Annotated in this window: 14 protein-coding genes; 10 read left to right on the forward strand and 4 right to left on the reverse strand. The window is 49.0% G+C overall.

All coding sequences use genetic code 11. From position 1 onward, the window contains the following. Positions 1-70: 70 nt before the first annotated feature. The 3 genes from KB559_RS21160 to KB559_RS21170 all read right to left on the reverse strand — a co-directional run bounded on the left by KB559_RS21160 (position 71) and on the right by KB559_RS21170 (position 3,346). Complete coding sequence (locus KB559_RS21160; RefSeq protein WP_211024828.1) at positions 71-667, reverse strand: hypothetical protein; 597 nt, start codon at positions 665-667, stop codon at positions 71-73. Positions 668-1,056: 389 nt separating this feature from the next. Then, on the reverse strand, positions 1,057-1,815 hold the full coding sequence (locus tag KB559_RS21165) for a carbohydrate deacetylase (RefSeq protein WP_211024831.1): 759 nt from the start codon (positions 1,813-1,815) through the stop codon (positions 1,057-1,059). A 142-nt stretch (positions 1,816-1,957) separates the two neighbouring features. Further along, entirely contained in the window at positions 1,958-3,346 is a 1,389-nt protein-coding gene (locus KB559_RS21170) for a glycine--tRNA ligase (protein WP_247682012.1), read from the reverse strand. 448 nt (positions 3,347-3,794) lie between these two features. Between KB559_RS21170 and KB559_RS25300 the strand changes: the two genes are divergently transcribed. The 10 genes from KB559_RS25300 (at position 3,795) to KB559_RS21220 (ending at position 11,231) form a co-directional block, all read left to right on the forward strand. Next, positions 3,795-4,280, forward strand: coding sequence for a hypothetical protein (locus KB559_RS25300; protein ID WP_247682013.1), 486 nt, complete (start codon positions 3,795-3,797; stop codon positions 4,278-4,280). Between the two features lie 109 nt (positions 4,281-4,389). Further along, positions 4,390-4,812 carry a YugN family protein gene (locus KB559_RS21180; RefSeq protein WP_211024833.1) on the forward strand — a complete coding sequence of 141 codons (423 nt, stop codon included), beginning with the start codon at positions 4,390-4,392 and terminating at the stop codon, positions 4,810-4,812. Positions 4,813-4,940: 128 nt separating this feature from the next. Then, entirely contained in the window at positions 4,941-6,071 is a 1,131-nt protein-coding gene (locus tag KB559_RS21185) for an SGNH/GDSL hydrolase family protein (RefSeq protein ID WP_211024835.1), read from the forward strand. Positions 6,072-6,176: 105 nt separating this feature from the next. Beyond that, the gene (locus KB559_RS21190) at positions 6,177-6,944 is read left to right on the forward strand and encodes an AAC(3) family N-acetyltransferase (protein ID WP_211024837.1); all 768 of its coding nucleotides are present in this window, start codon (positions 6,177-6,179) and stop codon (positions 6,942-6,944) included. A 198-nt stretch (positions 6,945-7,142) separates the two neighbouring features. After that, a complete protein-coding gene (locus KB559_RS21195; protein WP_211024839.1) occupies positions 7,143-7,571 on the forward strand; it encodes a MarR family winged helix-turn-helix transcriptional regulator in 429 nt (142 codons plus the stop codon). 74 nt (positions 7,572-7,645) lie between these two features. Next, on the forward strand, positions 7,646-8,677 hold the full coding sequence (locus tag KB559_RS21200) for an NADH:flavin oxidoreductase/NADH oxidase (RefSeq protein WP_211024841.1): 1,032 nt from the start codon (positions 7,646-7,648) through the stop codon (positions 8,675-8,677). Between the two features lie 180 nt (positions 8,678-8,857). Next, positions 8,858-9,424: a matrixin family metalloprotease gene (locus tag KB559_RS21205; RefSeq protein WP_211024843.1), complete on the forward strand. Its 567-nt coding sequence runs from the start codon at positions 8,858-8,860 to the stop codon at positions 9,422-9,424. A gap of 11 nt (positions 9,425-9,435) precedes the next feature. After that, positions 9,436-10,068 carry a hypothetical protein gene (locus KB559_RS21210; RefSeq protein WP_211024845.1) on the forward strand — a complete coding sequence of 211 codons (633 nt, stop codon included), beginning with the start codon at positions 9,436-9,438 and terminating at the stop codon, positions 10,066-10,068. Between the two features lie 192 nt (positions 10,069-10,260). Next, positions 10,261-10,656 (forward strand): tetratricopeptide repeat protein, encoded by a 396-nt coding sequence (locus KB559_RS21215; protein WP_211024847.1) that lies wholly within the window; start codon positions 10,261-10,263, stop codon positions 10,654-10,656. A gap of 89 nt (positions 10,657-10,745) precedes the next feature. Continuing rightward, a complete protein-coding gene (locus KB559_RS21220; protein WP_211024849.1) occupies positions 10,746-11,231 on the forward strand; it encodes a pyridoxamine 5'-phosphate oxidase family protein in 486 nt (161 codons plus the stop codon). A 363-nt stretch (positions 11,232-11,594) separates the two neighbouring features. Here KB559_RS21220 and KB559_RS21225 read toward each other — a convergent pair whose 3' ends face one another. Further along, the gene (locus KB559_RS21225) at positions 11,595-13,460 is read right to left on the reverse strand and encodes a sialate O-acetylesterase (protein WP_211024851.1); all 1,866 of its coding nucleotides are present in this window, start codon (positions 13,458-13,460) and stop codon (positions 11,595-11,597) included. Positions 13,461-13,483: the final 23 nt, after the last annotated feature.

Consider the following 13,483-nt stretch of genomic DNA (forward strand, 5'->3'; position numbering starts at 1 on the left):
TCAAGTTCTTGCTGAGCCTGCTAACAGGTATTTTTTAGTAATTCATAATTGTATGTGAACCATAAATTAATTACTTTGAAATAAACTCCTCTACATTATTTTCTCTGATGTCTATATAATCTTCTGAATTATCTGCCTTTACCAATCTAATATATGCTGGTTTTTTCCTTGGATTGTTTCCTCCAATAAGAAGGTAATAGCTTTCATCTATCTCATACCGCAAGATATAGAGTCCACTGCCTATTTCCGTACTATCATAACTTTTAAAATCATTCCATGAAAGTTCTTGTCCTTTACGAGATAATTCTAGCAGTTTTTCTAGAGTTAATTTTTCTTTACGAAATAATCTCCATTCATTATCGATCATAACCACGATTCCCCTCTCATGAGAAGCATATTGAGCCCCAACATGCCCAAAATTACTCTGATTATTTTTTGCTGGAATTTCAGAATTAGATACTTCTGATGTGATTGTGCCAATTAAAGAGGTATCATCTATATCAATGGACAACTGCTCACCGGAATCAAGATAAAGGTGATTTTCAATCATTACCATCGGTATCCGATCCGATTGTATACTACTTTCTAGTTGTTTATTACTACAAGATATCATTGTAATCATTAAAATAAGTATACAGAACCAAAGTAATTTCTTATTTATAGACATCTCAAAATTCCCCCAGCTCTAAAATATACTTCTAAGTCTAAAATATGCTTCCTAACAAATTTAAATGTTCCATAGAGGGACTGTGCCGGATAATGTCAAAATCAAGATCGGGCATGGGGACCGACAGGGCGTTCGAGTTTGGCTTGTAGATGATTCTGTTTGGGGTTGAGCAGGTTTACATTTGGGAACTTTCTCCAAAAAATAGTTAAGAATATTGTACAAGACTTTTGGAGTTATTAGTAAAATAATAATTGTGGGTTTTATAAAAAAATTCGCCGATAGACCCGTTACGCTGAACCGTACCACAAATGACGTGAATTGCTTTAGCAGGCCCCAAAGTATATAATCCAATGAATTCCTCGCTCCCACTGTGCGAGATGGGGTCCGTTCTAGACGGACCGGAGCACCCCATAATGGATCAACCGAATGCCGAGGGCTCGGATGGTTTCACGGACTACCGGGTTGCGAAACACGGCCAACTCGGACACTCGTTCCTTGGTCAGATTGGAGATTCCCCGTAAAGTCTCGTCGACATATCCGGGGTGACACATGATCTCGGTCGATCCAACCGGTAGATTGTGGAGATAGGAGAGGAGCTTCTGTAACCCATTATCCGCATCGTACGTATCCAGGAGAACTTGATTCACAGTAAGCGGCAGCGGAGCGGTATTTTCGTTCTCCCAATGTGATATCTGAGGCCGGCGCATAGGGACATTCTCTTTAGCTGCCAACCGTGCCATTGCTTCGTATGCGTTACGAAAATCCTGCTGCAGATGGTGATGCCCATCCAGATGAGTCGGACGCAAGCCCGAGGCCGTGAGCCGATCCCATTGGGCCGATAATTCGATCTCGATATCGCGCAACTCTCTGTTACAATTTCCGCCGATAGAATGAAATCGGCCGTCGGCTTGAACGAGTGATGGAATCCGCCTCGGATCGGATACGGGACGGCCGTAGGTCAGGTTAAAATGCAGGCCCACCCCGAGCCCCGGATGCAGGCCTGCAAGCCGAACCGCATCCGTAAAGCCGGGCATGTTCACCATTAACGTCGTGCTGCTGATCCCTCCGGCTTGATAAGCCTCGACAATTCCCCGGTTTACGCCCGGAGACAGGCCGAAATCGTCGGCATTGATGATCAAATGTTTCATAAGGCATTCGCTCCGTTCTCTTATCCATTTACAATATTGAATGCAGTGGATCGGTCGACGGGTTGAGGCGTACGCCTTTCTTTTTTTATTTGTTTTGCGAAAAAAATCCCCCTCCGCCATTTCGGCGGGAGGGGGATTGCTTTTAGAACTTGATCATATCGCTTAAGAATTGCTTCAAATCCGCGATTGGCATCCGCACCTGCGTCATGGAGTCACGTTCGCGAACGGTGACTTGGCCGTCGGTTTCGGATTCGAAGTCGTAGGTGATGCAGTACGGCGTGCCGATCTCGTCATGGCGGCGGTACCGTTTACCGATGGAGCCGGTATCGTCATAGTCGACCATGAAGTCGGAGGTCAATTCCGCAAATACGCGCTGAGCCCCGTCGTTGAGCTTCTTCGACAGCGGGAAGATGGCCGCTTTGAACGGCGCGAGCGCAGGATGAAGGCGGAGCACGGTCCGGCTGTCGTCGCCTTCCAGCTGCTGCTCTTCATAGGCATCGACGAGGAAGGCCAACGTTACGCGGTCGGCTCCGAGCGATGGCTCGATGCAGTATGGAACATAGCGCTCGTTCGACTCTTGATCGATGTAGTTGAAGTCTTCGCCGGAATGCTCCGCATGCTGCTTCAGATCATAATCGGTCCGGTCGGCGATGCCCCACAGCTCGCCCCAGCCGAACGGGAAGCGGTACTCAATGTCGGTCGTAGCGTTGCTGTAGTGGGACAGCTCATCTTCCGAGTGATCGCGCAGGCGCATGTTTTCTTCGTTCATGCCGAGCGACAAAAGCCAATCGCGGCAGAAGCCGCGCCAGAATTCGAACCATTTGAGATCCTCGCCAGGCTTGCAGAAGAACTCCAGCTCCATTTGCTCGAACTCCCGCGTACGGAACGTAAAGTTCCCCGGGGTAATCTCATTCCGGAAGCTCTTGCCGATTTGCCCGATGCCGAACGGCATTTTCTTCCGCATGGTGCGCTGCACGTTTTTAAAGTTGACGAAGATGCCCTGCGCCGTTTCCGGACGAAGATAGATCTCGTTGGTGCTGGACTCCGTAACCCCTTGGAACGTCTTGAACATCAGGTTGAATTGGCGGATATCCGTGAAGTCGCGGCTTCCGCAATCCGGGCAGACGATTTGGTGCTCGTCGATCAGAGCTTTCATCTGGTCGAACGAGAGGCCGTCAACGATCAGCTCAATGCCCTTCGCGTCGAGGGCGTTCTCGATAATTTTATCCGCGCGATGACGCGCTTTACACTGCTTGCAGTCGATCATCGGATCATTAAAGTTGCCGACGTGGCCCGAGGCCACCCAAGCCCGCGGGTTCATCAAAATCGCTGCGTCCAGGCCAACGTTGTAAGGGGACTCTTGGATGAATTTTTTCCACCAGGCGCGCTTGATGTTGTTCTTCAGCTCGACGCCGAGCGGGCCGTAATCCCAAGTGTTCGCCAGACCGCCGTAAATTTCCGACCCCGGAAAAATAAATCCGCGATGCTTCGCCAGCGCGACGACTTGATCCATGGTTTTGGTACTGCTCATAGTTGATCTCTCCTTCGATTATTTATGTTGCTTCAGATGCCCGCTCATCGGAAACGTTAAAAAAGCCCCCGTCACAAAGGCATCCTACGACCGATGCCTAGGGACGAGAGCTGTATGCACCCGCGGTTCCACCCTAGTTGACGACCCCTGCGGGATCGCCCTCTTTTTCCGAGACTCCAGCTCCGGACTGCCTTTTCCTTGATGCCGCCTCCGGGCTCTCACCGTCCCCGAATCGCTGAATGTGCATGACATTCAAGTACTATTGGTCCATCATAGCCAGTATCATGATTTGCAGTAATATTATATCAAAGTGAAGCAATACTCAAGCGGGAATATTTTTTGGCCTAAGCATATATGCCCAGAGCCAAAGTCTCAGTTACAGCCCGAAACCCCTATGATAAAATTATTAAAATTGTTAATGTTAAAATTTTCATAATGGGGTGTTTCTGTGAAACAAGGAATGAGGTTAGGGTTCGGCCTTCCTATTTTGCTGATTTTGTTGTTTACGCTTGCGGCATGCGGCTCCTCGGGCCCGTCCCAGGCTGAATATGACAGCTTGAACGAAAAGGTCGCCGGGTTGGAGCAACAGTTGGCCGAGCTGGAGAAGGACTTGGAAGGCATGAAGTCGAACGCGGCCACGGCGAGTGTCGATGTCCCGGAAGGTGAAGACACCGCTGCGCTCACTCCGGTAGTAGAGGTTCCGACCGGTAAAGGGGACGGTGTTCTGATTACCCTGGCGCAGTATGAAAAAACGGAAGTAGGCATGACCTACAAAGAAGTGGCCGAGATTCTCGGCGGAGACGGAGAGGCGGTCAGCGAGGCGGAGGATATGGTGATTCACTCTTACCAAGGCGCCGGAGATATTGGCGCGAACGCCGTGTTCTCGTTTCACAAGGGGAAGCTGTTGACCAAGGCCCAAGCGGGGCTTGAATAAGGGGAGTTAAGTCGAAAAGGCCGGAGCTGCTTCCGGCTTTTTGTGTTTTAAAGCGCGGCATCCTGGGAATGAATAGATGTTATAACATCTGATTCAGGAGGAAGCTGCCATGTTAAGTATCCCGTCCAGTATTGAAGGAAAACGCGCATTTTACGGTGACTTTTGTAGAAACGTAGAGAGGGAGGGCTTCCATATTTGCGGGAGCTGGGAGTATTATTCCGCCTTTTTCGATTCCATTCTCTATCAGAATGAAGGCATTACTATCTATTTGAGGCTGCCGACAAGGGTCATTGAAGGCCGGCTGGATCGGGAAGATGCCTTGCTGGAATTTGATCGTCCCTTCCTGATTAAGCATATCGTTCATACGGGGATCGATACCGAGACGGATTTTGGGGCGTTGGCCGCGGTCGGGTTAAACCAATTCCAAAAGCCGATCGACCCGGACGACCGGATTGAACAGGAAGCGAAATGGCGGCAGATCGGCGAGCAAGCCATCAACCGAATCAGCGGATATGTACATGAGAAGATATGAGGAGCCTCGGCTCCTCTTTTTTATTGGAAATAGAAATTGAAAGATCGGTTTAGTACAGCCCTTTTGCCGCTAATGCATTAAACTATATATAACTTAGTGAATAGCGCCGAAGGAGATGGAAAATAACCATGCAGCCTAATAAGAACTTAAAACAGCAGGGATTATCAGATATTGAGCATTTGAAGGTACACGGCAGAACCACGGGAAGTCTTTCGCCCTTAACCCTGTTCTGGACAGGGAGCGTCGTGGAGTTTAATGCCAGAGGATCGGAGCTTTGGATCGAATTCGAGGTTGACTATGAGGTGTACGAACCCTGGATCGGCATCGTAATCAACGGCGCGAAGGTAAGCCGGCAAATGCTTGTAGCGGGAAGGTACTGGGTTTGCGTATTCAGGGGTATGAATCCGGATGCAGTTAAGAACGTGCGCATTGTAAAAGAACTGCAGGCCATGAGCGGGGATCCCGGCTGCACGTTGCAAATCCATGCGGTGAAGTTTGACGGAGAATTCCTCCCGGTGGAGGACAAGCCCTACAAGCTGGAGTTCATTGGAGACAGCATCACCTCAGGCGAAGGAACCGTAGGGGGTAAAGCCGAAGAAGACTGGATTCCGATGTGGTTTAGCGCCTTGGACAATTATACGGCTATGACGGCTGACGCCTTGAATGCCGAGTACCGGGTCATTTCCCAAAGCGGTTGGGGCGTGCTTACCGGTTGGGATAACAATCCGAATTGTAATCTCCCCGATCATTATGAGCAGGTTTGCGGTCTTCTTAACGGACCGAAGAATGAAGCTCTCGGAGCGTTTCAAGCCAATGACTTTGACGCCTGGCAGCCGGATGTTGTAGTTATCAATCTTGGAACGAACGATGGGGGCGCCTTTCAATCCCCGGAATGGAGGGACGCTGTAACGGGAGAAACCCGCAAGCAGAGGTTATTGGAAGACGGAACCTATCATGAAGAGGATTTAAAATCTTTTGAACAGGCCGTCTCCGGATTTCTTGCGAAGCTCAGAACTCATAATAAAAAGGCGCACTTGGTCTGGGCTTATGGCATGTTGGGGATCCCGATGCTGCCGGCGATCTACCGTGGCGTGGATGCTTATGTCCGCGAAACGGGAGACAAGCGGGTATCCATGTTTCAGCTCCCCAACATGACGGAGGAAACCGTCGGTTCCCGGAGCCATCCGGGCGTAGAGGCTCACCACAAGGCAGCCAAGGAGCTGTCCGGGTATCTTCAGGAGATTTTGCGGCAGGTTTGACATATCATCGAAGGAAATCTTGTAGTCGGACATTCCCCTTCCGGAACATGATAGAATGGAAGCAGCACCATCAAAAATAAAAATACGTACAGCCGGAGGTTTGTCATGCACACGAAGTTATCCTTGATGAAGCAACTGGAGGATGCGGGTATCCGTCGTCAAGGCACCTTGCTTATGCATTCGTCAATGAAGAAGATCGGGGAAGTGGATGGAGGAGCAGACACTGTATTGGATGCGCTTTCGGAGTATATGAAAGACGGATTACTGGTATTACCCACCCATACCTGGTCTACGATTAATGCCGATAATCCCAAATTTTACGTCGAGACGTCCGAAGTCTGCGTCGGTATTCTTCCGGAGCTGTTCCGCAAGCGTCCGGGCGTGATTCGCTCGCTTCACCCGACCCACTCGGTAGCTGCGCTCGGCAAGGACGCGGCTGAGTTTACGACCGGGGATGAACGCTGGGATACGCCTTGTCACCGTCAGTCCGCTTGGGGAAGACTGCTCGACAGGCAGGCTACAATTATACTCGTAGGTGTCGACCTGCGCAGAAATACGTTCATCCACGGCATCGAGGAATGGGTGGACATCCCGGGAAGAATGACGGATGAGCATGAGCAGCTATATACCTTGCTCGGAGACGGCACTGAAATTTCCGTGCCTTCGCGGCGCCACTCTGGACTGCCCTGGTCGGAGCATTTTTGGAAAGTCGAGAGCGTGCTAGAAGAGCAAGGCGCGCTAAGCCGTGCTCGTTTGGGAGATGCGGAAGTGCTGGTATGCGATACGGTCAAGACTACGGAAATCCTTAGCGATATGCTGCGGGCCAATCCGGATTTATTCTCGGATAATGAACCGTTGGAGAGTTTGGCATAATAAAACACTTTAATTAATCAAAGGGGCGTCCCGGTCTTCTCCGCATGACCTTTTGGGGCCCCCCTTTTTCATATATAAATATTGTTAGGGAGCTACAGCAGTTCTTGTATATAGTTATTGCTTTGGATACAATGTTACAATAATAACGACAATAAGCGCGTATGGCCGCTAGATAACCGGAAAATGGGTGATTGTTATATGGATAGAGAACCGATGAATAGTCTTCTCGGGAATTGGCTATCTTTAACTCAGATGCAAATGGGCATTACCAGCAAGCTGGAGGCTACCTTGCAAGAGAAGCACCAGTTACCGCTCAACGAATTTTATTTGTTATTGTTTCTTTCGGAGGCCCCGGAGAAAAAGCTGAAGCTGCAACAATTGGAGGATATGGTGGGCTTGAGCCAAAGTGCGGTATCCAGGCTGGTGAGCCGCTTTGAAGCCAAAGGCTGCGGAGCTTTGCAAAGAACGATTTGCGAAGAGGACCGCAGAGCCGTGTACACTTCGATAACACCTATAGGGGAAGCTAAACTGGAGAAGGCGCTGCCTACCTTTCAGGCGGTACTTACCGAAGAGTTGTCCGGGGTGAAGTTTCAAAACTTGCTGCAGCAATTCATGATTAAACCTTGATGCTTGACGTTGAGACTCAGGCATGCTAATTTATATGCATGCGCATGCATTTTAATATTGGAGGAGATAATACGATGAACCAGCTGTTTAGCCCCTACAGTTTGAAGGGATTAGAATTAAAGAATCGCGTCGTTATGCCCCCGATGTGTCAATACTCCGTAACCGAAAAAGACGGAATCGCCAACGACTGGCACTATAATCATTATGTGAGCCGGGCCATTGGCGGCACGGGTCTGATCATCATAGAAATGACGGACGTGGAGCCCGACGGGCGCATTTCCGACTACGACCTGGGCTTGTGGTCCGACGAGCAAGTTCCGGCCTTAGCCCGCATTGTGAATGCTGTTCATCAGCACGGGGCAAAAATAGGTATTCAAATCGCCCATGCCGGACGTAAAGCGGAGGATGCCGCCGTTCCGGTTGCGCCTTCGGCCATTCCTTTTGACGAGAAATCGAAGACGCCTAGAGCCCTTTCCACGGATGAAGTGAAGGAAATGGTGGAGAAATTCCGCCTTGCCGTAAGACGTGCCGTTCAAGCCGGGTTTGATACGATTGAGCTTCATGGCGCTCACGGCTACCTGATTCATCAGTTCCATTCGCCGCTGACGAACCAAAGAACCGATGAATACGGGAAAGATTTGACCTTGTTCGGAAGAGAAGTCATTCAGGCCGCGAAGAGCGAGATGCCTGCCGATATGCCGCTCATTATGCGGATTTCCGCGCAAGAATACGTGGAAGGCGGATATGGCATTCAAGAGAGCATCGCCATTTCGAAGGCCTACCAAGAGGCTGGTGTAGACATGTTCCACATCAGCGCAGGGGGAGAAGGCCCGATCGCCGCTTGGGGCAGACCGGGTACCCATGCTGCGTACCAGGTTCCGCTGGCTAGAGACATCAAGCAGGCGCTGGATGTGCCGGTGATCGCCGTCGGCAGACTGGATGAGCCGGTACTGGCCAATGCCGTCATCGGGAACGAAGATGCCGATTTGGTTGCCGTGGGAAGAGGCATGCTGAGAAATCCGTTCTGGACACTGGAGGCTTCCGTGAAGCTCGGACAGGGCAACGTGATTCCTCAACAACTTATTACCGGATTCCCTAGATCGTAAAAAGAAACGAAGACCCTTTATATAGAAACCGCTCCTGATTCGGGGGCGTTTTTTTTACATTTACGTGACCCTTGTCCACGGGAGAAGGTTGAATTTTTGGAATTATTTCCTAACCATAACGAAACTTTTTTGGTAAAATATGCGTTTTAATATATAAAAATAGAAGGAGGTAAATAAAAAATGCAGTTATCAAAGAAACCGTTTTATAAAATTTGGAAGCCTCTAAGTTTATTACTTCCGTTATTAAGTACTACTTTATTAATTAGCCAGGTAGATGCTTATCACTTAAATGGTTCAAGAGTGGATAGGCCAAACCAAATTAAGTATTGGTTCGATAGTTCAATTTCACAAATTGGATACACCTCTGCGGCTACTCATGGTAGCACAGCATGGAATGGAGTCCCTGGTGTGAACTTAAAGATTAATGCGACTGCTACAACATCAGCATCTTCTGCTGATGTTAAATGGTATGCAGCTAGTGCAAATAATGACCTTGGACAGTTTTACGCGCATTGTGAGTGGTCGGGCGGGCTGGCTTCAAGATCAGTAATTAGTATCAACACTGCAAGATTTAAGAATATAGATACTGACCAACAAAAGGAAACTACCGCTCATGAAATGGGGCATGCTCTAGGCTTAGACCACGAAGACGATGTTCCTGCGATAATGGTATCATCCGGATGGGAAAATAGTGTCTATCCTGTACAAGATGATAAAGATGGTATTTATCATATATATATTGATTAAGGAGGTAAACTATGAAACGGCGCAATATATTTCTTGCTATAAGCTTAATCACCATAATAGCTATTTCATCAATTGGACTTTTAAATAATAAGGATGAGAAAGCCCATGATAGGGTGAAATATATTAACTCTTCAGCTAAAATCATCAGTTACAGCGATTTTAATAATTTAGATACTACTGCAGAGCTAATTATCAAAGGAGCCAAGGATCGTGTGATAGAAACAATCCTTGATAAGGACTCAATGGGAGATGTTATAAGTTACGGAACTAAATCAGCTATAAAAGTAAATAAAGTTTTTAAAACTAATAATGAAAATATTACTGAGGGTTCAGAAGTCGTTATTCAAGAAAATGGAGCAACTGAAAAAACAGAAGACGGTATAGCTATCTATGGTGTAGAGGGATACCAAATGATGAATGAAAACGAGGAATATTTACTCTTTTTAGACAAGAGTCTAACTGACCCCAATATTTACTTTGTTAAAGGTGTTTACTATGGGAAGGTACCTCTTGAAGAGCCAAACAAGAGTAAGATACAAAACATCAAAGAAGCTAATTCATTTGATTTACAGTATAAAGGTGAACCTACTGATAAACTAAAGCAAATCTTCAAAGATGCACTAAACAAATATGGAGATAAATAGCAAATAGACAATGAGTCCGTACCCAAACCGCTCCTATTTCCGGGGCGGTTTTTTTTACATTTACGTGACCCTTGTCCTCAAGAACCGGTTAATTTGGATGAATCGCCTCAGCGCCATTGGGAAACCTGTCCTGAAAATGGTAAAGTAATGGTTAGAGAACAGTTAGGATGTTATCCGGGAGGCGTTAGAGTAATGACAAGAGAAGAACTGATCGCGCAATTGAATAAGTGGCATGAGAACGACGAATACCAAAAAATCGTGGATGAAATTATAACGATTCCAACCCCATTGGTCGATGACGAGTTGGCCGTTCATTTGGGGCGTGCTCTGAATAACCTGGGACGTTATAAAGATGCGCTCAAATGGTTCAACAAGATAGACGAAGAGGGGCGGAATAACCCGCTCTGGCATTTCCGTGTCGGGTATGCCCATTATTATCTGGATCAGAATGAGGAAGCGGTCAAAGCATTCGAAATCGCGCACCAAATGGATCCGGAAGATGAGGATACCCTCGAGTTTCTGGAATGGAGCCGGAAAGAAGCGGCTCAGGCTAATGAAGAAGAGGAAACGGAAGAGTCCGAATCGTAAATCCGAGACGCTTATGGTTAGTCCTGCGGCATTCTGTTTATGATAACAGTGAAGCATGTGATGGATAAAACCTAGAGAGGTGATAAACCATGTCGAATATACCGACAGCTAACCAGGAAGCAATCGAAACGGTCCGGGATTTGATTAAAGGGATCGATACCGCCATGCTGACAACGGTCACGGAAGAAGGGCTGGTATCGCGTCCGCTGAAAACTCAGGAGGTTGAATTTGACGGCGACCTGTGGTTCCTGACGATGGCTGACACAGACAAATACGAGGAAATCCAGCACAACCCGAACGTAAATGTGGCTTACGTGGGTAAATCTTACGTGTCCATACGCGGGACGGCGGAGCTGGTGAGGGATCGTGCCAAGATCAAGGAATTCTGGAATATGGCGTACGAGAAACTGCTGGAAACCACCAGCGACGACCCGAACCTGGTATTGATCAAGGTCAAAGCCGATACGGCGGAGTACTGGGAAACAGGCAGCAAAACCAAAATGGTGAAGCGTCTGTTCTCCAAATTGACGGGAAAACATTCCGATACGGAGATTAACAAAACCGTCGATCTTTAAAATAAGATGAAAAGGGCCGTCCGGGAGAAACATCTCCGGGACGGCCTTTATTTTTTGCTTAACCTTACCCTGGAGCTCCTGGAGCTTCCGTGCTGATCTGCCATTTGACACCGAACTTGTTCTCCAGGCGGCCAAGTTCTTTTAACGGACACCAGGAACGCTATTTCCTCAAATTTGGCTCTTTATATATTCTAACGGACGCCACAGCCCTTAACGGGGCTTGGTCATTAGATTTCGGGCGAATTTCTACATTTTAGCGGCTCCTATGTCCGTTAAAATTCCAAACTTACATTTTTGCGCGGTTTAACGGCTTCTGTGTCCGTTAGAAGTTGGCCCTATCACTGCCTGTGGCGGGGCCTCTAGTTATACCGGAGTTTCCGTAGTGAACGGCGAGGCCGGCAAACCCTCCCGATTATATAAATTGGCTTTGGCCGGATTATTCGACCAGGCATACCGGACATGGGACGGCTGGTCGATCTTGTCGTGCGTAACGATAACGGTATTGCCGGAGATCGCGGCCTTCGCAGGGACGAAGGTTCCATCCGGACCACACACCTCGAATCCCCGAAGTTCGCTGTCTCCATTACGAACAGTAAGCCCGGTCCCGGTCTGATCGAAATGAAGAATCAGGGAATTCCCGCTGCGTTCCATCGAATGAAACAACGGGCCGCTGTACACCAGGCTTTCCTCGCCATAAGCGACTTTTCTGGCCCCAAGCGCAAGCCGCTGTCCCACTGATTTCTTATCCTGGGGATGCAGATCGTTATATTCCCCGATATCGTAAGTCACTGCCATCGCGGTGCCCGGAATTCGCAATCCCTTTCTTTGCTCCTCCCGAAGCTCGGCCCAGTCGGTTGCGGGACCGTCCGCCTCGCCTAAATTGGCGAGCTGCGTGAAGATAAACGGGAATTCGCCGATATCCCAGTTGCGGCGCCAATCGCCAACCATGGCGGCAAACTTCTCGCTGTACCCGGCAGGCTGCCCGGCATTGGATTCTCCCTGATACCACAAGGCTCCTTTGATCCGGTAGTTTCTCAAAGGAGAAATCATGCTGTTGTAAACGCCGGAAGGCATATATTGAAAGAAGGTTTGGGGCTGCATCGCCTCGGTCACCGTGCCGATCCGGTACTTCCAGACGCCCTCCAAGTCCAACTCCTGTCCGCCAGCCACCAGCTTGTAAGGCATGTCTTTGATGAAGGCCCCGGTGCTCTGGGTGCTGATCACGCGAACGGCAATAGAATTAACGCCCGGCTTCAGCAACCCTTCAGGAACAGGGTAGCGTCTCGGCGGGTACATGTATCCCGTATTGCCGATACAAACCCCGTTAATATACGTATCGTCCGCGTCCACAATCGTCCCCAGCTTCAGCAGTACTTCGCTTTCCGCCAGCGAGGCAGGGACTTCGAATTCCTTTCGGAACCAGACGGTGCCGCGCAGCGATTCCAGCTCACTGCCTGACCAGGAACCGGGCACTGTAAAGTCTCCCCAATCCGAAGTATCCCATGCGTCGCGGAACCAGCCTTCTTGTAAGCCTAGATCTGTTTCATTAAGTCGGCTGTACCAGGATTGATTGCGTTCCTCGTCTTTCATTTTGGTACCGGTTACATAGTTATCGTCCTTACATTGCTCCAATATGTCTTCATAGCCTCCGATGCTCCGCAGCGTAGGCTCGCTGATCCAGGCTTCGACCGGCGTTCCGCCTACGGCGGCATGAATCAATCCCACCGGCACGCCATAACGTTCCTGGATCTCCCGCGCAAAGAAGAAGCCGGCCGCGCTGAAATTCAGAATTTGCTCCTGGGTTGCCGCGATCCATTGCCCACCCGATAACTCCTGCTGCGGAGCATGGAAATTATAAGTCTGAGGCACCGCGAATTGGCGAATCAGTGGCAGGTTGACCTGCTTTACTTCATCCGCCAGCAAATCGAGCGTTCTGCGGACCGGCAGCTCCATGTTGGACTGTCCGCCCAGCACCCACACATCGCCTATCAGAATATCCCGAATGACGACCTCCAGATCACCGGATAAGAGTCTCATTTCATACGGGCCGCCCGCTTCCATCTCTTCCAGGGTCGTCCGCCATACGCCGCCCGAATCACTCTGAGTGCTGTATTCTTTTTCGTTAAAAAAGATCTGCACGGTCTGGTCGGCACCGGTCATTCCCCATAGGGGTATGGCTGAATTTCTTTGCAGTACCATGCCGTCGCTTAAAATGCTGGATAGTCTCATGGTCCACCTCTTAAAGTATGATT

The organism is Paenibacillus sp. Marseille-P2973, assembly GCF_018101095.1.
GTDB lineage: Bacteria > Bacillota > Bacilli > Paenibacillales > Paenibacillaceae > Fontibacillus > Fontibacillus vini.